The sequence below is a fragment of the Pseudomonadota bacterium genome (assembly GCA_039818985.1).
Classification (GTDB): domain Bacteria; phylum Pseudomonadota; class Alphaproteobacteria; order Sphingomonadales; family Sphingomonadaceae; genus Alterisphingorhabdus.
The window spans coordinates 781,338-800,770 of record JBCBSU010000001.1; the positions used below are offsets into that span (position 1 = coordinate 781,338).

The following is a 19,433-nucleotide window of genomic DNA, read 5'->3' on the forward strand; positions in this document are numbered from 1 at the left end:
ACTTTGCTTGCGGCAGGCATTGCCGCACCGGCTGTGGCGCAGACATCGGATAGTGCCGAGACTGCGGTGAGTGCGGCGTCCGAAGAGGAAGATCGCGTTGCCAAGGCGCGCGCCATGGTCAAACAGGCTGGGCTGTTCAATGAAAGCCGGACATTGGCGCGCTGGACAACGCCGATATGCCCGAAAGCCTATGGCTTTACAGACGAGCAGGCAAATCAGGTCGAAGCGCGTGTGAGGGAGGTGGCCCAGGCAGTGGGTGCTCCGGTTGCCAGCGGAAAATGCCGCGCCAATTACAATGTCTACCTGACCTCCGAATTTGCCCGCACCCTTTCCGGGCTGCGTGCGACCAAGAAGCGTCTATTCGACAATATGCCGATCAATCGTCTGGAGCAGATCGCCAATTCCGGTGCATCGGTGTTCTGGCTTTATGACATCAAGGGTGAGGACAGACGCGATATCACCTATGCCTCGGTGGTTATTGACAGGACCACGCTCGCCGGCAAGTCGATCGGTACGATGTCGGACTTTGCCGCCTATGTCGGGATGGCCGAGTTTGCATGGCCTTCGGGGATCAGCCCCGAATCGATACTCCAGGCCTTCAGCTATGAACAGGCGACCAACCAGATCACCGAATGGGATGCCAAGCTGCTGATCGGGATTTACCGGCAGAATCTGGCGCTTGATGCGCGCGCTCAGCGGGAAAATCTGATATCCGCCATTGCGCGCTGATCCACCGCCATGGTGGCGACCATTCTCTCGATAATGATGCTGTTGGCCTTTGCGCTGGTTATCGGCGCGCTCGTGTTGTCACGCCGTGAAGGCTGGACGCGCAAGCCGGTGCTGATGCTGGTGCTGGCCGGCATCATGTTTGGCAATGTCGCGATCTGGGCTTTGCCCAACGACCGGGGCATCGCCCCGGTGGAGGCTGTAGCGCAGAATTAACGAATCGGTGAATCCGGTGCCAGACGCATATCCAGATAGGTGTCGACCGCGGCCATCAGGTCATCCATTTCATTTTCGAAGAAATGGTTGGCGCGTGGAACCTGGTCATGATGGATGGTGATGTGCTTTTGCGTGCGCAGCTTGTCGACCAGCTTCTGCACCGCCGCCGGAGCGACGATCTGGTCATTGGCACCATTGATGATGATGCCCGAGGCAGGGCAGGGCGCGAGAAAGCTGAAATCATACATGTTCGCCGGCGGCGCGATCGAAATGAAGCCGCGAATCTCCGGTCGCCGCATCAGCAGCTGCATGCCGATCAGCGCCCCGAAGCTGAACCCGGCAACCCAGGTGGTCTCGGCCTCGGGGTGGACGCTCTGCACCCAGTCAAGCGCGGCAGCAGCATCGGAAAGCTCACCAATGCCATTGTCGAAACTGCCCTGGCTTCGGCCGACACCGCGAAAATTGAAGCGCAATGTGGCAAAGCCGCGCTTGGCGAAATTATTGTAGAGATCGAAGGTGATGCGATCATTCATTGTGCCGCCGCCCTGGGGGTGCGGGTGGAGGATGATCGCCACCGGAGCGCGCGGGCGCGGTGCGAGGCTGAAACGACCTTCAAGACGGCCCTCCGGGCCGGAAATAATAACTTCGGGCATAAACTCTGGTCCAGCTAGAAATGATAATCAAACGGTGCCCGGCCCCAGCTGCTGACACTGGGTCCATGCGCTCCGGTTCGATTGGAAACTGCATGCCTATACAAAATTGTACATGAAAAACGCAATAAAATGCGTGGCAGTTGGAAAATGCGACGCTAAAGAGCCGAATATGCCTGTATCCCAACGCCTTTATCTCGATCATGCGGCGACAACGCCGGTGCTCCCTGCGGCACGCGCGGCGATGGCGGAGGCGATTGAGGCCTGGGCCAATCCATCCTCGCCACATCTCGACGGCCGCACCGCGCGACAGGCGCTCGAGGTGCAGCGCAAACGCCTGAAAGAGCTGCTGCTATGGGATGGCGAGGTGGTTTTCACCAGCGGCGCGTCCGAGGCGCTAGCAATTGCGCTGGGCGGCAAATGGGACCGGCACATTGTCAGCCCGGTCGAGCATGATGCGGTGCTGCGTCCGGTGCCCGATGCGGTGAAGCTCGCGGTCGATCTGCAGGGGCGCGTGGTGCTGTCGAGCATCGCCCGGGCGTTGGAAGACGGAGCCGGGTCGCAGCTGGTGGCGGTGCAGAGCGTCAATAACGAGACTGGGGTGATCCAGCCGCTGGCCGAGATCGGTGATCTGGTACATGATCATGGTGGCGCCTGGCTCTGTGACTGCTCGCAAAGCGTTGGCAAGCTGCCGCTACCCGATGCCGATCTCATCACATTGTCGGGGCATAAATTTGGCGGTCCGCCAGGTATCGGCGCGCTGCTGGTCAGGGATCTCGCAATGTTACATCCCAGTGGCGGCCAGGAAAAAGGCTATCGTGCGGGTACTGAAAACCTGCCGGCCGTGGCGGCGATGGTTGCTGCGCTCGAACAGCCGACGCCCTGGCATCAGCGGATTCAGGATCTGCGCCATCAGCTCGACCGCCAGATGGAGGCGGCGGGTGGCAAGGTGGTCGCGAAACAGGCTGATCGGCTACCGACCATTGGTAGCTACCAGATGCCCGGCGTCAGCGCCAATGCGCAGCTGATACAGTTCGATCTTGCCGGAATTGCGGTTTCCGCGGGCAGCGCCTGCTCTTCGGGCACGCTCAAGACCAGCCATGTGCTGAGTGCCATGGGCTGGGACGAAAAGTCTGCGGGTGAGGTAATACGTGTCAGTTTCGGCCCGGATACCAGCCGTGCCGGCATCTATCGTTTCCTCGAAATGTGGCAGCAAATCGCCGCCAGGGCACGCGCCGATGCATAAGGCCAATAGCTGATCATGGCTGCGAGCATCTATCTCGACTATCAGGCGACGACACCATTGGCGCCCGAGGCGCTCGAGGCGATGCTGCCATGGTTATCCGAGAAGCATGCCAATCCGCACAGTGCGCACCGCGCCGGACGCGAGGCGGCGGCGATGGTCGAATGGGCGCGCGACCGTGTTGCGGCGTTGATGCCGTCGGACGGCCAGGTGATTTTCACCAGCGGTGCCACCGAGGCGATCAACATGGCGGTGCATGGCGTCTGCCGCGATGATGGCCGCGCCGCCTATAGCGCCATCGAGCATGCTGCGGTGATCGATGCGGTGCACGGCCATACGGCTGGAGCGAAACACGCGATTATCCCGGTTTGTGCCGATGGTGTGCTCAACCTGGCTGCAGCCGAGGCGATGATTGACCAGAGCTATACGCTGGTGGCGGTAATGCTGGTCAATAACGAGATTGGCACTATCCAGCCAGTCGCCGAAATGGCGGCGCTGGCGCATGATCACGGCGCGCTGATGCTGTGCGATGCAGTACAGGGCTATGGCCGGATCGATATTCCCGAAGTCGTTGATATGGTAGCAATTTCTGCGCACAAGATACACGGACCCAAAGGTATTGGCGCGCTATGGTTGCGCGACGGGATCGAATTGCCACCGCTGCTCCATGGTGGCGGACAGGAGCAGGGGGTACGCTCGGGCACATTGTCGCCGGCATTGTGCGTCGGTTTCGGGGTGGCCGCAAAGCTGGCTGTGGATCGGCGTGATGAGGATGCGGAACATGTCGCGGATCTGGCAGAACTGGCACGGACGCAATTTGCCGGCTGGACGATCAACGGCGCCACCGACACGCGCTATCCGGGCAATCTTAATATCCGCCGCGACGGGCTGGATGTGGCGCGACTGATATCCGATGTGCGCCAAGTCGCCTTTTCTGCCGGTTCTGCTTGTGCCAGCGGTTCGGGACGGCCCAGCCATGTGCTGAGCGCGCTGGGATTGCCGCGCGAACAGATTACATCGTCGATACGGCTTGGCTTTGGGCGTTATACAAGCGATGATGAGGTTATCCGCGCAGCCGCGCTGATCAACGCCGCCGCCGACGCGCAATGATGCAGGAGCATGATGTGAGCGACAATGCAGACATGGTAACGATCCGCTTTGTCAGCGCCGATGGCAAGCAGGAGCAGGTCGCTACCGGCATTGTCGGCGAGAAGCTGCTCGGCCTGGCCCAGGCAAATGGCCAGCCGCTCGAAGGCACATGCGAAGGGCAGATGGCCTGTTCGACCTGCCATGTCATTCTGGAGAAAGAAGATTTTCTGCAGCTTCCTGAGGCAAGCGAGATGGAGGAGGACATGCTCGATCTCGCGAGCGCAGTCACCGCGACGAGCCGGCTGTCATGCCAGATCGTGCTGTCGCCAGACATGGACGGCATGACGGTGCGAATCCCCACCGAAGTGCGCGATATGACCGGGGCTTAAGCCGGGTGAGAAGGCCATTTTTCCTCAGCCGCCGGAGACTGGTGACCGCAACACCGCTGTTTCTTGCAGGAACAATCGCCGGACCGGGCTTTGGCGCGGCGCTGCCACAAACCTCGTCCAATGGCGAACCGGCGCTGGGCACCATCGAAAAGCGTATTGGCGGTCGACTGGGCGTTGCGCTGGTTGATGCAGCCGGCAAGCCGCTGATGCTGCATCGGTCTGACGAGCGTTTTGCCATGTGCTCCACCTTCAAGGCATCGCTGGCGGCGGCAATATTGGAAGCAATCGGTGCTGACCAGCTGCGCGCCGACACACTGCTCACGATTACCGCCGACGATCTGGTGACCTATGCGCCCTATGTCGAGCCACGGCTGGCGCAGCGCGATTTTACCGTGGTGGAATTGCTCGAAGCCTCGGTGCAACTGAGCGATAATGTCGCCACCAACGCGCTGCTGAAGGTCTATGGCGGTCCGCAGAAGCTGACGCGCTTCTATCGTGGCAAGGGTGACAGCGTCACCCGGCTTGACCGGTATGAGCTTGAGCTCAACGAAAATGCCCTCGGCGATCCACGCGATACCAGCAGCCCCTTTGCCATGGCGCGGCTGATGGCGGATCTCTGCTTCGGCACCGCTCTGAGATGCAATGCCCGCGATGAGTTGAAGCGGCTGATGGCCGGCAGCAAGACTGGCGCCGACCGCATTCGTGCCGGTGTGCCCGAGCATTGGCATGTCGGCAACAAGACCGGCACCGGCTATCCGGAGGCCAAGGCAGTGAACGATATCGCCTTTCTCGAAACGCCGGAAAAAGGCTATATATTAGTGATTTATAGTGACAGGGCTGTTGTCAGCTATGATGCGGCCAGCGCCGCGATCGCCGAAGTAGCGGCCCATGCGGCCGAGCGGATCGCCCGCGTTTGAGCCATTTGCCAGGCTTGCTTTTTGCTGCGCACGACGCCATATGGCCCTTGGGAGTCGGGCGGACGTGGTCTTCGCCAACCTGGTCAGGTCCGGAAGGAAGCAGCCACAACGATTTTTCTACGGGTCGCCCGGCTCCTTTTCACAAAATCCCCAGTTCCTCTGCCGCGCGCTCGATATGATCGAGTATTTCCTTTAGCGGAATGATGGTGATTCCAATCAGATCGGGGTCCTCAAGCAGTTCCCTGGCATGGGTTACAGTGGTGAAGCGCAGGCTTTGCACCGTCTGAAAGCCGGGAGAGGCGGCGCGGTTGTCATCCTCTTCAGCCATGACGTGAAGCCGCGCGATCAGCAGTGCCGGATCAGGCGCATGGTAGACCAGCTTGAGCGGCATATGGTGCAGCAGATTATGTCCGGCAACGTCGAGGCCGAGCTTGGTCAGCCGGTCGAGCACCATGATTTCCGCCAGTTCGTTCATCGATAATTGCCGCGCATGCCCGGTTTTTGGCGGCTTGCGCAGAGCTACCAGGCCTTTCGAGATCATCTGGTCGATCCGCGCACGGCTGACGCCGGTGATATGCACCGCTGCTCGCGTGTCAAAATAGCGCCGCTTCATCTGATCCTGTCTCCGTCCCTCATGACGACCCGGTTTGCCCCTATTGCCAAAATCGATCAGGTCATCATGCAACAGTCACGACCGCACAAATTTTGCGGCAGTTTTCTTTATACCTCTGATAGTCCTTCAGAGGTATCTTATCCCGAGCTAATTTGCAATGGCTATCGACGGGTGCGCCGGCAGCGTCCTATAACTGCCAGAATGAGCGATTCAGACACCGGCCATGTCACCGCCGGCACCCCTGACCGGGATGCCGAGACGGACAAGGATACGCCGCCCAGCGCCGCCGAACTGGAAGAGGCAGGGCAATCGGCGCTGTTTGGTGCGCCAGCATCTGAATCCGGCGTCGATGAGAAGAAGTCGCCAGCGCCTGACATACCCATTGACGAATCGCGAACGGGACAACGACTTGTAAAAAAAGAGGAAAATGAGGGTGATGGTGACGGCAGCTGCGCCGCCGCAGGAGCCAGCACGCCTTATCGGGTGTTGGCGCGCAAATACCGGCCGCAGAGTTTTTCGGGGCTGATCGGCCAGTCGGCGATGGTCCAGACGCTCAGCAATGCGATCAAGCGTGACCGGCTGGCGCATGCATTTCTGATGACCGGTGTGCGGGGTGTCGGCAAGACTTCGACGGCGCGGCTGATCGCCAAGTCGCTCAATTGCATCGGCCCGGACGGGAAGGGCGGCCCGACCATCGACCCTTGCGGGGTATGCGAACATTGTGTCGCCATTGCCGAGGGGCGGCATATCGATGTGATCGAGATGGACGCCGCCAGCCATACCGGCGTCGACGATGTACGCGAGATTATCGAGGCGGTGCGTTATGCCAGCGTCTCGGCGCGTTACAAGATTTACATTATCGACGAAGTGCACATGCTGTCGAAAAACGCATTCAACGCGTTGCTCAAGACGCTTGAAGAGCCACCGGCACATGTCAAATTCCTGTTCGCTACTACCGAGGTGGACAAGGTCCCGATCACCGTGCTGTCAAGGTGCCAGCGCTTTGATTTAAAACGGATTCCAGCCGAAATGCTGGTCGAGCATTTTGCGTCCATCTGCACTGAAGAAGCGGTCGATGCCGACCAGGATGCCCTGGCGATGATTGCCCGTGCCGCGGATGGCTCGGTGCGTGACGGCCTGTCGGTGCTGGACCAGGCAATTGCCCATGCCGACATGGCGCTGGATGAGCAGGGCGGCGATGGCGACAGGCCGCACATCTCTGCCGTTGCTGTGCGTGCCATGCTCGGCCTGTCCGACCGCACTGTGGTGCGCGAACTGCTGGGTCATGTGCTGCGCGGCGAGGATCAGGCGATGCTGACGCTGCTCGACCAGCAGCATGACCTGGGTGTCGAACCGCTGGCGCAGCTGCGCTCGCTAATGGACATGGTGCACGCCATCACTCTGGCGAAGATTGATGGATCATCGGCCGGTAGTAACGGGTTGAGCCGCGAAGAACAGGCGATGCTGAGCGATTTGGCCAGTCAGATGAGCCATGGCACACTGCACCGGCTATGGCAGATGCTGCTCAAGGCGCATGGCGAGATCGCTGAAGCGCCTGATCCGCGTGAAGCGATGGATATGGCTATGCTGCGGCTGGTCTATGCCGCCTCGCTGCCCGATCCGGGTGCCGTGGCGAAGGCAGTGGAGCAGGGCGGTGGCAGCGCCGAGCAGGCCGCGCCCGGCACCAGTGCCCCGGCCACAGGCCCGGCAGCCAGCGCCGCTCAGTCTGGCCAGATTCCGGTTGCCGAACCGACGTCATCCGAGCCAGAAGCACCTAATGAAGCTGCGGAATCGGCGATGCTGGATCTTGGCTTTGTCGATATAATTCAGGGACTTGATCGTCAGGGTGACCTGCGGCTGGCGCAGATATTGCACGATCAGCTGCGGCTGGTGCATTATGCGCCGGGTCGCATCTTCTATCAGCTGGCGCGCGAAGTCGGCCCGGCATTCGATGCCGAATTGCGCGATGCGTTGTTGCGTCTGACGGGGCAGCGCTGGCAGGTTGAAAAAGGTGAGGGCAATGCCCAACCGAGTATAAGGGAACAGGAACTGGCGGCAGCAGAGGCGCGCAAGGCGTCGATTTTGCAGACACCGCTGGTGCAGGCCGCGCTGGAGGCATTTCCCGATGCCGAGTTGAAGCAGAATGGCGAGGATAATAGCGGCGACAATAGCGGGTCAGGAGCCCGCCCGGACAGGAGTTTACGCGCGTGAAAAGCATGGAAGAAATGATGAAAGCGGCGCAGGAGGCGGCGCAGACGGTACAGGACCAGATGCAGGAGGCGCAGCAGCGGCTCGAATCGCTGGAGGTCGAAGGCGTTTCGGGTGGCGGCATGGTCAAGGTCAGGGCAACGGCCAAGGGCCGCATCCTCAGTGTTGCGATCGATGACAGTCTGATCACCCCTGATGACAAGGCGATGCTGGAAGACCTGGTTGCTGCGGCGTTCAACGACGCACGGATGAAGGCGGACAAGGTGAGCGAGGAGGAAATGTCCAAAATGTCTTCGACTCTGCCGCTGCCACCGGGCTTCAAAATGCCTTTCAGCTGATCCTGCGGGCATATTCCCCCCGTTTGGGCCTGTTTCGGGGGCCTAATGCGCCGGGCCATGGTTGAAGCGCAATCGGCCAATGCCAATATTGCAGAAGAACTTTTTTATTCATTTGGATTGCACAGAGACCCCATGAACCAGACCTACCCACTTTTGCCCCTGCGCGACATTGTTGTCTTCCCGCAGATGATTGTGCCGCTGTTTGTCGGTCGCGACAAATCGGTCGCGGCGCTGGAACAGGCCATGGCCGCGAACAAGGAAATCTTCCTTGTCGCCCAGCTCGATCCGGCATGCGATGATCCCGACCAGAACGACCTTTATGATATGGGCGTGGTCGCCACGGTGCTGCAGATGCTGAAGCTGCCCGATGGCACGGTGCGGGTGCTGGTCGAGGGTCAGCGTCGCGCCAGCCTGGAGGCGCTGCGCATGGAAGAAGGCGTCTGTCTTGCCGAGGTCAAGCCGCAGGATCAGGCCAGTGTAAGCGGCACCGAGGTCGCCGCGCTGATGCGCTCGGTTGTCGAGCAGTTCGAGAACTATGCCAAACTTAACAAGAAGATGCCTGCCGAGACCGCAGTGCAGCTATCGGAAATAGATGATGCCAGCGCACTGGGTGACGCAGTGGCGGCGCACCTCAACATCAAGGTGGCAGACAAGCAGTCGCTGCTGATGGAACTCGATCCGGTGAAGCGGCTTGAGCTGCTGTTCGGCTTTATGGAGGGTGAGCTCGGTGTGCTCCAGGTCGAGAAGAAAATCCGCGGTCGAGTCAAGCGCCAGATGGAGAAAACCCAGCGCGAATATTATCTGAACGAGCAGCTGAAGGCGATCCAGAGCGAACTGGGCGGCGGCGATGGTGAAGATGGCGACGAGCTTTCTGAGCTGGCGCAGAAAATCCGCGAGTTGAAGCTGTCCAAGGACGCCAAGGCCAAGGCCGAGGCCGAACTGAAAAAACTGCGTTCCATGGCGCCGATGTCGGCCGAGGCGACGGTGGTGCGCAACTATCTCGATGTGTTGCTTGGCCTGCCCTGGGGCAAGAAGTCGCGGCTCAAAAAAGATATCAGCAAGGCGCAGGATATTCTCGATGCCGATCATTTCGCGCTCGAAAAGGTCAAGGAACGCATCATCGAATATCTGGCGGTGCAAAGCCGCACCAACAAGCTGAAAGGCCCGATATTGTGTCTCGTCGGCCCTCCTGGTGTCGGCAAGACTTCGCTCGGCAAGTCGATAGCCAAGGCGACGGGACGAGAATTTGTGCGCCAGTCATTGGGCGGCGTGCGCGATGAAGCGGAAATTCGCGGCCATAGACGCACCTATATCGGCTCGATGCCGGGTAAGATCGTCAATAACCTCAAAAAAGCAGGCACATCCAATCCGCTGTTCCTGCTCGACGAGATTGACAAGCTGGGACAGGATTTTCGCGGCGATCCGGCTTCGGCACTGCTTGAGGTTCTTGATCCCGAACAGAACGGCAAGTTTCAGGATCATTATCTCGAGATCGATATTGACCTTTCGGACATCATGTTCGTTACCACAGCCAATTCGCTCAACCTGCCACAGCCACTACTCGACCGCATGGAGATCATCCGGCTCGAAGGCTATACCGAGGACGAGAAGGTCGAGATCGCCAAACGTCACCTGCTTGCCAAGCAGATCGAGGCGCATGGCCTGAAAGAAGGCGAGTTTGCCCTTGAGGACGGCGCGCTGCGCGACCTGATCCGCTACTATACCCGCGAGGCCGGCGTGCGCACGCTTGAGCGGGAAATTGCGCGGCTGGCGCGCAAGTCACTGCGCCGGATTATCGAAGGCAAGGACGAACAGGTGATTATCACCTCGGACAATCTTGCCGACTTTGCAGGAGTGCGCAAATTCCGCCACGGCGTAGGCGAGGAAGAGCATCAGATCGGTGCCGTTACCGGGCTGGCCTGGACCGAGGTCGGTGGTGAATTGCTGACGATTGAGTCGGTCACCGTTCCGGGTAAGGGACAGATCAAGACTACAGGCAAGCTGGGTGAGGTGATGCAGGAATCGGTTCAGGCCGCCTGGTCCTATGTCAAGGCGCGCTCGCCGTCCTATGGCATCAAACCGGATATCTTCAATCGCAAGGATGTACATATCCACCTTCCTGAAGGCGCAGTGCCAAAAGATGGCCCGTCTGCCGGTGTCGGCATGGTGACCTCGATGGTTTCGACACTGACTGGCATTCCGGTACGCAAGGACGTTGCCATGACCGGCGAGGTAACGCTGCGCGGTCGGGTATTGCCGATTGGCGGACTCAAGGAAAAGCTGCTTGCGGCGTTGCGCGGTGGTATCACCACTGTGCTGATTCCCGAGGAAAATCAAAAGGATCTGGCTGATATTCCCGATAATATTACCGAAGGCTTGAAGATTATCCCGGTGTCGCATGTCGATGCGGTGCTTAGTGAGGCGCTGATCGAAACGCTTGAGGCGATCGACTGGACCGAGGCTGACGAGCTGGCGGCGCGGCCTGCGGGCTTTGCCGCCGACAATAGCGATCCGCAGTTGCCGCACTGATTGTAAAGAGTGTTATAGAATCGCAACAAAAAGGCAAAAACTGGCGGAAAAGCTGGCGATTCCCTTTGACAGACACAGCCAAAAGGTGGTTAGCAATCTCATCTGATCCCGCGAATCAGGTGCAAAAATCATCAAGGGGGGATACCCGTAACATGAATAAAAATGATCTTATCGGCGCAGTCGCCGATCACAGTGGCCTCAGCAAAAACGACGCCGGCAAGGCCGTCGAGGCCGTATTCGATTCCATCACCTCTACCCTGAGCTCGGGCGGTGAAGTCCGTCTCGTCGGTTTCGGCACCTTCTCCGTCACCGAGCGCAAGGCTTCGACAGGCCGCAATCCGCGCACCGGGGAGCCGATGCAGATCAAGGCTTCGACCCAGCCGAAGTTCAAGGCCGGCAAGGGCCTGAAAGACGCCGTAAACAAGTAATGATATCGCCGCCCTGGCGCGGCGATATATGGTTTCGCGGACATCCAAATGGAGCAGGGGCAACCCTGCTCCATTTTATTTTACCCTGTATCGTCATATTATTATTGTGCCGGGCCGATCAGCGCGCGTGGACTTTCCATGCCCTTGATGACTGTCCATTCGACAATCTTGCGGCCATATTCGCTGCGATACCCGTTCTGGCTGTTATTGGCGAGCAGCTCACCGCTGGTAGTTAGCGTGAAGCTACCCGAAGGCTTGAGAATTGCCTTTTCCCCCATTCGCCGCGACATGCCCTTGTCGAGCGCCGAAAAGGCTGCGACGCTGCCTTTGCCGCCCAGTGCCGGGGCGATAATCTCATAGCGCCCCTCATCCTTTGGCAGGATTTGAACGAACGGCATGGAGATAGCGGCATCGGGCAGTTGCGGGAAGCTGAAGCCACCGGAAATCTGTCCTTCAGCGCTATAGTCGACCATGAAGATATCATTGCCCTGATAGGCGACGCTGTTCCACCCGGCATAGCCCTGCAGTTTTTCGGCGAGTTTCTCCATGCTCGCATCATCGCCCGGAATGGTACCGCCGAATAGCGCGTTGAGCATCGCGACACGCTCCTCATAACGCGCCTGCCGTGCCTGGTTTTCCAGGTCGACCCGCTCCTTGCGCTTCGCCAGCTCAGTCTCGGTACACTCGCGATTTTCATAGCGGTAGAGCGGCTGATAGACGCCGTTTTCGTCATATTCGCCCCGCTCTGTCGCGACTTCAACAGCAATGCTGTCTCTTGCGAGCTCTACACCGCCATTATCTGCTTCGGGATTATCAATCTCCCCGGTCTTGCGGTTGATCCTGCGCCGGCAGACCTCATTTTCCGGGTTGAACTGGCGTGGCTTTGGCGGGCGCAATTCGCGGTCATCGGGCAGCACCAGCTGCATCTGTCCCTTATAGGCGAAGCGATAGCGACCATCCGGGTCTATCGCCAGATAGGCCTCAAATTCGCCGGGTATCAGAAAGCAACCTGCGAGCAGCAGACAGCCGAGCAATGTGGCGGCGATACGGATCAGCATAGACCTTGTCCTTCCGGTTGCAGTTGCCAGCGGCTGTGGTTCAGTCGAGCCCGATCAGCGTTTCGGGCGGCTGTGACGTACTGGGCGTGATCTCCCAGCGCAGTACCGACTCACCATCCTCCGTCATCGGGCCTTCCTCGGTATTGTTGGTGAGAATGCTGCCATTGGTGCGCACGGTAAAGGTGCCATTGGGCAATGTCAGTTTGGGTGGGACATCAGGGCCGCCAGTTTCAGGTGATCCCATGCCTGCCAGCATGGCCAGCGAACCCATTCCCATTGCCCCCTGCTCGCCGGAGGCGAAGCCCGGTGCCTCGATCCGCACTTTGCCGTCCTTGCGCGCAATGACGGTGACAAAGGGATTGACCCCCTGCAGCTTCTCGATCAGCGGGAAAGTGAAGCCCTGATCGGCCATGCCGGTAATACGGAAATCGACATCGAACACACCATTTTCCTTGTGGCTGATGCTGTTCCAGCCTTTCTGGCGCGATACCCGCTCGATAAAGGTATCGATGGCTTCCGGGCTTGACGGGTCGATCCCGCCCAGCATGGCCTTGAACATCTCTGCATCACGCGCATTTTCGGCGGCCTTGGCGGCGCGCTGTTCCTCGACTTCGGCTTCGGTACAGGGCCGTTCCTCGAAATTGTCATCCATGCATTCGCCCTCGAAATCCTCGGTCTCTGCAGCGGCCGCCATGTCGAGCAGATTGCTGAAACCGAGGATCGAGATTTCTCCCTGATAGGCGAATTCGAAACGGCCACTTTTGTCAAGCATCAGCTCCGATGTGAAGGTGCCAGGGCTTATCATGCAGCCGGTGGCGAGCAGAGCTGCCATCAGTGCAGCTATCCAGCGTATTGTCATTTGTTTCTCCCCTCTCTTGGCCGCAAACGGCGTTCAACTGGTTTCGCGAGCGCTCAGGACATAAAGCGCCACTGCAGCGGCATTGGACACATTCAGGCTCTCCATCGCCGTATCGATTGGCAGATAGGCCGCTATATCACAATGCGCCATGACATTGGGACGAAGACCTTCGCCCTCGGCGCCGAGCACCAACGCCACCGGACCAGTGCCCACGGCATCGGCATAGACCTTGTCGCCATCGCCGGTCAGCGCGACGCGCCAGTAACCGGCATCGGCCATCTCCTCCAGCGCCCGCGACAGATTGACGACGCGGATCCAGGGCAGCCGGTCGAGCGCGCCAGATGCGGCCTTGGCGATGACTCCGGATTCGGGGGGCGCATGGCGGTCCTGGGTGATGATGGCTCCGGCACCAAAGGCCAGCGCCGAGCGGAAAATTGCACCGATATTGCGCGGGTCAGTCACCTGATCGAGCACCACCAGAGGCTTGCCAGCGGCGCGGTCGAGACATTCGGGCAGGCCGATATCCTCCAGCGGCGCAACCTCGGCAACGACGCCCTGATGCGGTGCATCGGGCGGTACCAGCAGTGCCAGGTCGCTGGCCTCGCAATATTGCACCGGCATAGCCTCGGGAATATCGAACTGCGCCAGCGCCGCACGGGTGCCGAGCAGCTTGCGCACATCGCGGTCGGCATTGGCCAGTGCCGCCTCCACCGCATGATGCCCCCAAAAGCGCGGCGCAATCGCCGATCCGCCACGCCCGCGCTGGCGCGATGCCTTTTTTTGCCGTGCCTGTCTTCCCCGTTTCATGGCGCTTGCTGTGGCATATTCATGCCGCCATGCCAATCATGATCGGCCAGCGCGGCAAAACAGTGTTTCCCGGCATTGACACAGCCCGCGCTTTTCGCCATTGAGCCGCCCTTGCCTGAGCGATCCCGGCACTGCGGGAGTCGCCCCTGATGGACAGGTGGCCGAGTGGTTAAAGGCAGCAGACTGTAAATCTGCCCGCGTGAGCGTACGCTGGTTCGAATCCAGCCCTGTCCACCATCATTCACCAAAGCTTCGGCTGGCAGGCCAGTCAGGATTTGTCTGGTTCTTACAATTTTTGTCTCTCGCAACCGTTATCTTGCTCCTTGAGGAGCAAATCGGGAGAGGGCAGAGTGAAATACCGTCATATCATAGCCGCGCTGGCACTGACGTCAGTGGTTGCACCAACTGCAGTCGAGGCAAAGATCAAATCGTCCGACGTGCGAAAGGCCTATCTGAAAGGCAAGAAGAAGAGCCATTATGGGCGCTCGGACATAAACAGCGATATCCGCTGCATGATTCTCTACACCGTCTGGGCGGGGATGAATTCAGGCAGCTATGACATCAACCTTGCCTATGCCCATGGCGAGCTGGGTTATGGCTATACCCAATATCAGTTCCACCATTATGGCAACAAGTTCGTCACCGAATATGCCAATGGCGATGCATGGCGTGGTATCTTCATGTCGGTCTCGCAGGATTTTGCCAGTCGCGATATGGCCAAAGACAAGGAAGTCAAGAACATGGTCGAGGAAATCGGGCGATGTGCCGTGCCGCATGGCAAGGTGGAGATGCATCCGGAAGGACTGGTGCGCGCCGAGCATTTCCTCAATGCCATCACCAACCAGCCTTATGAGCAGAGCTATCCCGTCTGGGCCAGGGACCGGAAAGCCTGGGACAGCTATGCTACGGCCATGATGAACGGGCAGTTTGTGCGTGCGGTGGATATCGCATCGCGTTCGCTCGATAGCGGTGACACCTCCACCTTTGACGATCAGGAATATATGGTGGCCATCGATGCGGCTGTGACAACAGGCAAGGCCGATCAGATACCGCAGCAGCAATTTGTCCGGGCGGCGGGTCGCGTACCGGCGCGCTATGCCGGTTATGCCGGGCAGAATGCGGCTGATTACCGGCCCCAGATGGAGCTTGTCAAAGCCTCGGCAACATCGGGGCTGATGTCGAGCTCGTCTGCCGCCAGCAATCAGGCGCGGAGCAGTGCCGAGCGAAACGCGCGTGACCGCTGCACAAATGCCGGGGGCAAGGTGCTGCGGGTCAACAGTGTACCGACCAACTCGTTTAAAGCGACGGACACCACCTGGCGTGCAACCTATGAGGCTACGGCGCAGTGCCAGTTCCCGCCAAAGCGCTGATCAGTCTTCGAAAGTGAAGTTGGGCAGGGCGTTGAACGCCAGTTTCAGCGCTTCGCCCCAGCCATCGGATATCTGGGCGAAATAGGGGTCATTTGCCTCGATGCGCTGTTCGTGTCCGACCTGCAGCGTGTCTTTTTCATAGACCATGATATCGAAGGGCAGGTCGACCGCGACATTGGCGCGGATGGTGGAGTCGAACGACACCAGCAACAGCTTGATGGCATTTTCGAACGACATGGCAGGGTCATAGGCGCGCACTAGTATCGGCCGGCCATATTTGGATTCGCCGATCTGGAAAAACGGGTTGTCCGCGCCCGCCTCGATGAAATTACCCTCCGGGTAGATCAGGAACAGTTTCGGCTCGCTGCCCTTGATCTGGCCCCCCAATATCAGTGTCGCGCCAAAGGGGGAGGCGGCTTCCTGCCCCTCTTCGCTATGGCTGCGTACCACTTCGCGCAGCGTTGCGCCGACTCGGCGGGCGACCTCGAACATGCTGGGATCGCCGAGGATCGAAGGGTCGCGCTCCTCCGGTGCCTTGGAGCGTTCATCAAGCAGGCTGACCACCGCCTGTGTGGTGCCCAGATTGCCCGCCGACAGAAGCGTGATCACCCGTTCGCCCGGCTGTTCCCATATCTTCACCTTGCGTACGCGGGAGATATTGTCGACACCGGCATTGGTGCGGGTGTCGGATATGAACACCAGCCCGCGATCCAGCCGCATACCCACACAATATGTCATGTCTCCGGTCCCCTGGCGGAAGTGATTCTCAATACGCAAATGCCTAGCAGAAAATGCGGGCCCGGCCTTGCCCCGCGACGGCGCATTCCACTGCAAATAATTTTGCTGTTACATGGCTATGTTGCGCATCGGCGCAATGTGTTTCAAGGCTTGGCGATGGCAGAACCCTATCTTGATCTTTCGACTGTACCGCCTTTGGCCGTGCCTCTGCTCAAGGCGATAGAGGGGCGTGCCGACTATGCCCGCGCGGCGGCAAAAATATCTGTGGTGCTGAGCGACAAGCTGGCACTTGCAGATGCCAATAATTTTGCAACAGCGGTGCGTCGGCTCGCGCCGAATGATCCGGTGGTGCTGAAGCTGACCGGCAAGCTGCTCGATAAGGCGGTTCCCGGTTGGCATTTTGCCTGCCTCAATGACACGGAGCGCAACGCCGCTTATGAGCGGGCCCTTAACGCCCTCGTTACACCCGAAACAATCGTTCTGGATGTTGGAGCAGGTTGCGGCCTGTTGTCATTGCTGGCGGCAAGGGCGGGGGCGAAACATGTCTATGCTGTTGAAATCGAACCACTGGTGGCCGAGGCAGCGCGTGAAATCGTTGCGCGCAACGGCTATGCTGACCGTATCACGGTTATCGGCAAGGATATCCGTGATGTCAGGCTGGGCGAGGACATATCCGAGCGCTGCAATCTGGTGGTGCAGGACATTATCTGGCCTGAACCGCTGTCCAAGGATATTCATCACCTGCTCGACTATTGCCGTGATACGCTTTTGACGGACAATGCCCTGTTTCTGCCGGAGTCTCTGACCATGTGCGGCATGTATATCGATGCGCAGCGCAACCTCGCGCCCCGGGATTATCGTGATGTGCATGGGTTCGATTTTTCGCCGATGTCGATCTTTGCCTCGCATCAGGTCACCTACCCACGTGAATTTCTGCCAGAAAAGCCGCTGACGAACCCATTTGCCATCGCGGATATCGACTTGCGCAGAACATTCGATCCGCAAGCTTTCGACAAAAGCACGACAGTGTCGACGATTGCGGCTGGAGAAATCCACTATCTGCTGCGCTGGCTCGAGATGCGATTTCCGGACGGCACGGTGCTGAATAACGGTGTCGGACACACGTCCTGCCGCAATATGATTGCCAACAGGGTGCTTGAGCCGATAACGGTTAGTGCAGGTGCGGATGTCGAAATATCAATGGAAAGCCAGCAAAATCAAATGTTAGCAATGGTAAAAGTTCAGTCAGGCAATTGACTGACGGGCAAATATTATTACAATAGAATTTGTATATTTATTCTATTATAAGGCTTTTTCATTATGAAAAGTAACGTAAAATCAGGCGCTAGGCCTGTAACGGGCAATAATGGTGGCAAGAAAGAATGGACTGCGCCGGTTGTTACTGAGCTCAATCAGGAAATCGACAATGTCATGGCTGGTCTTGGCATCGGAGCCGATGCCAAACTTGTGACCAGCACCAGCTGACATTTGCTCCGGTTCACTGCTGCACCTGCAATTCCACCGATAGTCTTTCCATGCCGCTGCCATAGCGCATGCCGGAAATCGGTGCCGCCTCCTTATAGTCCAGCCCGGTAGCGACGCGGACATAGCGCTCATCGGGCGAATGGCCGTTGGAAATGTCGAAACCGACCCAGCCGAGATTGTCGATATGCGCCTCAGCCCAGGCATGGGTGGCGTCCTGATCGACCCGGTCGTTCATCATCAGATAGCCTGAGACATAGCGCGCCGGCAGGCCGAGCAGCCGTGCCGCGCTGACAAAGATATGGCTGTGATCCTGGCACACGCCTTCGCCCTGGTTCAGCGCTTCTTCGGCAGTGGTGCGCGGATGGGTCTCGCCGGCAGCATAGGCCACGCGCTGATGGATCATGGCGGAAAGGGCATGCGCCTGATCGAGGCTGAACAGGTCCTGCCGGCGCACTTCGCTGACCAGCTTGCGGATTGCCTTGCCGGGCCGGGTCAGGTCGGTGGCGCGTTGGAAATACCATAAAGGCGCAAAACCGCCCTGATGGCCGATAATACCGCTGCCATCGGTCAGTTCGACGGTGCCGGTGCAGATGACAGCAATGTCCTGCGTTCCCGGCTCGGTGCTGATCAGATCGACGGTATTGCTGTGCTGGTCCTCGAATTTCAGCTCCTTCTTGCCGCCCTCTATTTCCACCGACCAGTCGATGACATTCTGCCCCTGGCGGCGCTTGGGAGTCAGCCGCACCTGTTGCAGCGCATAATGTACCGGGGTGTCATAATGATAGCGGCTGACATGGTTGATATGGAGAAGCATGGTTCAGCCTCCCGATGGCTGGAAACGGTAGTCGCGCTCGATCTGTGCGGCGAGACGGTTATTGGCGCTGAGAAAATCGAGCAGGAATTCGTGCAGGCCATTTTCGAATATCGTCTCGATTGGCTGGTCCATATATTCTTCGCATATGTCGTCGGCCATCTGGCTGGCCCCGGTTCTTCCGCCATAATTGCCTTCCAAATGGCCCAGATTATCGTCGATCTTGTTGTAGCAAAAGGCCAGTGCGCGGGGCATTTGCTGGTTGAGGATAAGATATTCCGCCACCTGGACCGGGTTGGTGTCCGGTCCGTTGAGCCAGCGATAGCTGCGCTGCGCCGAGACCGAACGCAGGATCGTCTCCCATTGCACATTGTCGAGCGATGAGCCGACATTGGCGCTGGTCGGCAGCAGCAGATAATATTTCACATCAAGGATGCGCGCGGTGTTGTCGGCGCGTTCAATGAAGGTGCCCAGCCGCGAGAAGTTGAACGCATCGTTGCGCATCATCGTGCCCATAACCGCGCCGCGCACCAACGCGCTTTGCTTGCGAATGACGTTGAGCACATCGGGCAGATCCTGTTCGCGCACCTGGCGCCGCAGCAAGTCTTGTAATGTCATCCAGCATTCATTGGTCGCCTCCCACACCTCGCGGGTCAGCGCGGTGCGCACCAGCCGCGCATTGTCGCGCGCCAATTTTGTGATCGACAGGACGCTGCCCGGATTGCCGGCGTCGCGCAGCAGGAAGTCGATCACCTGTTTCGAGGTGAAGTCGTCATATTTTTGCGCATAGGCGTCGCGCGCGCCGACCGTGGTCAGCACCGAGCCCCATTCATCAGCGGCGGATTGCGAGCGGGTCAGGGCGATGCGGAAACCGGCATCGAGCAGCCGCGCGCTGTTCTCGCTGCGCTCGAGATAGCGCGACATCCAGAACAGGCCGCCAGCGGTTTTCCCCAGCATAG

General features: G+C 59.0%; 21 protein-coding genes, 1 tRNA gene and 1 other RNA gene. 15 read left to right on the forward strand and 8 right to left on the reverse strand.

All coding sequences use genetic code 11. From position 1 onward, the window contains the following. Positions 1 to 33 precede the first annotated feature (33 nt). Complete coding sequence (locus AAFX04_03605) at positions 34 to 729, forward strand: hypothetical protein (protein ID MEO1044507.1); 696 nt, start codon at positions 34 to 36, stop codon at positions 727 to 729. Between the two features lie 9 nt (positions 730 to 738). Beyond that, positions 739 to 942: a hypothetical protein gene (locus AAFX04_03610; GenBank protein ID MEO1044508.1), complete on the forward strand. Its 204-nt coding sequence runs from the start codon at positions 739 to 741 to the stop codon at positions 940 to 942. Here the strand turns inward: AAFX04_03610 and AAFX04_03615 are convergent. Next, on the reverse strand, positions 939 to 1,595 hold the full coding sequence (locus tag AAFX04_03615; protein ID MEO1044509.1) for an alpha/beta hydrolase: 657 nt from the start codon (positions 1,593 to 1,595) through the stop codon (positions 939 to 941). The genes AAFX04_03610 and AAFX04_03615 overlap by 4 nt on opposite strands. A 169-nt stretch (positions 1,596 to 1,764) precedes the next feature. On the opposite strand from AAFX04_03615, the gene AAFX04_03620 reads away from it, so the two are divergent. The 5 genes from AAFX04_03620 (at position 1,765) to ffs (ending at position 5,372) form a co-directional block, all read left to right on the forward strand. Continuing rightward, complete coding sequence (locus tag AAFX04_03620; GenBank protein MEO1044510.1) at positions 1,765 to 2,838, forward strand: aminotransferase class V-fold PLP-dependent enzyme; 1,074 nt, start codon at positions 1,765 to 1,767, stop codon at positions 2,836 to 2,838. Positions 2,839 to 2,853: 15 nt separating this feature from the next. Continuing rightward, positions 2,854 to 3,945 carry a cysteine desulfurase family protein gene (locus tag AAFX04_03625; protein MEO1044511.1) on the forward strand — a complete coding sequence of 364 codons (1,092 nt, stop codon included), beginning with the start codon at positions 2,854 to 2,856 and terminating at the stop codon, positions 3,943 to 3,945. A gap of 32 nt (positions 3,946 to 3,977) precedes the next feature. Then, positions 3,978 to 4,313: a 2Fe-2S iron-sulfur cluster-binding protein gene (locus AAFX04_03630; protein MEO1044512.1), complete on the forward strand. Its 336-nt coding sequence runs from the start codon at positions 3,978 to 3,980 to the stop codon at positions 4,311 to 4,313. A gap of 41 nt (positions 4,314 to 4,354) precedes the next feature. Then, positions 4,355 to 5,230, forward strand: a complete 876-nt coding sequence (bla, locus tag AAFX04_03635) for a class A beta-lactamase (GenBank protein ID MEO1044513.1) — start codon at positions 4,355 to 4,357, stop codon at positions 5,228 to 5,230. A gap of 47 nt (positions 5,231 to 5,277) precedes the next feature. Beyond that, positions 5,278 to 5,372: signal recognition particle sRNA small type (gene ffs, locus AAFX04_03640), an RNA gene on the forward strand. On the opposite strand, the gene AAFX04_03645 is transcribed toward ffs, so the two are convergent. Next, entirely contained in the window at positions 5,370 to 5,843 is a 474-nt protein-coding gene (locus AAFX04_03645; protein MEO1044514.1) for a hypothetical protein, read from the reverse strand. The genes ffs and AAFX04_03645 overlap by 3 nt on opposite strands. 201 nt (positions 5,844 to 6,044) lie before the next feature. Between AAFX04_03645 and AAFX04_03650 the strand changes: the two genes are divergently transcribed. From AAFX04_03650 to AAFX04_03665, 4 genes are all read left to right on the forward strand, one after another. Next, positions 6,045 to 8,054, forward strand: a complete 2,010-nt coding sequence (locus tag AAFX04_03650; protein MEO1044515.1) for a DNA polymerase III subunit gamma/tau — start codon at positions 6,045 to 6,047, stop codon at positions 8,052 to 8,054. After that, on the forward strand, positions 8,051 to 8,389 hold the full coding sequence (locus AAFX04_03655) for a YbaB/EbfC family nucleoid-associated protein (GenBank protein ID MEO1044516.1): 339 nt from the start codon (positions 8,051 to 8,053) through the stop codon (positions 8,387 to 8,389). Before AAFX04_03650 ends, AAFX04_03655 begins: the two co-directional genes overlap by 4 nt. Positions 8,390 to 8,521: 132 nt before the next feature. After that, on the forward strand, positions 8,522 to 10,918 hold the full coding sequence (gene lon, locus AAFX04_03660; GenBank protein MEO1044517.1) for an endopeptidase La: 2,397 nt from the start codon (positions 8,522 to 8,524) through the stop codon (positions 10,916 to 10,918). A gap of 152 nt (positions 10,919 to 11,070) precedes the next feature. Next, complete coding sequence (locus AAFX04_03665) at positions 11,071 to 11,346, forward strand: HU family DNA-binding protein (protein MEO1044518.1); 276 nt, start codon at positions 11,071 to 11,073, stop codon at positions 11,344 to 11,346. Between the two features lie 101 nt (positions 11,347 to 11,447). On the opposite strand, the gene AAFX04_03670 is transcribed toward AAFX04_03665, so the two are convergent. The 3 genes from AAFX04_03670 to AAFX04_03680 are packed head-to-tail and all read right to left on the reverse strand — an operon-like array spanning position 11,448 to position 14,070. Beyond that, the gene (locus tag AAFX04_03670; GenBank protein ID MEO1044519.1) at positions 11,448 to 12,404 is read right to left on the reverse strand and encodes a hypothetical protein; all 957 of its coding nucleotides are present in this window, start codon (positions 12,402 to 12,404) and stop codon (positions 11,448 to 11,450) included. 40 nt (positions 12,405 to 12,444) lie between these two features. Continuing rightward, on the reverse strand, positions 12,445 to 13,263 hold the full coding sequence (locus tag AAFX04_03675; GenBank protein ID MEO1044520.1) for a hypothetical protein: 819 nt from the start codon (positions 13,261 to 13,263) through the stop codon (positions 12,445 to 12,447). Between the two features lie 33 nt (positions 13,264 to 13,296). After that, positions 13,297 to 14,070 carry an RNA methyltransferase gene (locus AAFX04_03680; GenBank protein MEO1044521.1) on the reverse strand — a complete coding sequence of 258 codons (774 nt, stop codon included), beginning with the start codon at positions 14,068 to 14,070 and terminating at the stop codon, positions 13,297 to 13,299. Between the two features lie 151 nt (positions 14,071 to 14,221). Between AAFX04_03680 and AAFX04_03685 the strand changes: the two genes are divergently transcribed. Both AAFX04_03685 and AAFX04_03690 read left to right on the forward strand, forming a co-directional pair. Further along, a tRNA-Tyr gene (locus tag AAFX04_03685) sits at positions 14,222 to 14,307 on the forward strand. 113 nt (positions 14,308 to 14,420) lie between these two features. Beyond that, on the forward strand, positions 14,421 to 15,440 hold the full coding sequence (locus AAFX04_03690; protein ID MEO1044522.1) for a hypothetical protein: 1,020 nt from the start codon (positions 14,421 to 14,423) through the stop codon (positions 15,438 to 15,440). Here the strand turns inward: AAFX04_03690 and AAFX04_03695 are convergent, their stop codons facing one another. Next, entirely contained in the window at positions 15,441 to 16,178 is a 738-nt protein-coding gene (locus AAFX04_03695) for a peptidase (protein MEO1044523.1), read from the reverse strand. A gap of 348 nt (positions 16,179 to 16,526) precedes the next feature. Between AAFX04_03695 and AAFX04_03700 the strand changes: the two genes are divergently transcribed. After that, positions 16,527 to 17,435, forward strand: a complete 909-nt coding sequence (locus tag AAFX04_03700) for a 50S ribosomal protein L11 methyltransferase (protein ID MEO1044524.1) — start codon at positions 16,527 to 16,529, stop codon at positions 17,433 to 17,435. A 63-nt stretch (positions 17,436 to 17,498) separates the two neighbouring features. Continuing rightward, positions 17,499 to 17,663, forward strand: a complete 165-nt coding sequence (locus tag AAFX04_03705) for a hypothetical protein (protein MEO1044525.1) — start codon at positions 17,499 to 17,501, stop codon at positions 17,661 to 17,663. Positions 17,664 to 17,676: 13 nt separating this feature from the next. On the opposite strand, the gene AAFX04_03710 is transcribed toward AAFX04_03705, so the two are convergent. Both AAFX04_03710 and AAFX04_03715 read right to left on the reverse strand, forming a co-directional pair. Next, positions 17,677 to 18,477: a transglutaminase family protein gene (locus tag AAFX04_03710; protein MEO1044526.1), complete on the reverse strand. Its 801-nt coding sequence runs from the start codon at positions 18,475 to 18,477 to the stop codon at positions 17,677 to 17,679. A 3-nt stretch (positions 18,478 to 18,480) separates the two neighbouring features. Continuing rightward, positions 18,481 to 19,431, reverse strand: a complete 951-nt coding sequence (locus tag AAFX04_03715; GenBank protein ID MEO1044527.1) for an alpha-E domain-containing protein — start codon at positions 19,429 to 19,431, stop codon at positions 18,481 to 18,483. Between the last annotated feature and the right edge of the window lie 2 nt (positions 19,432 to 19,433).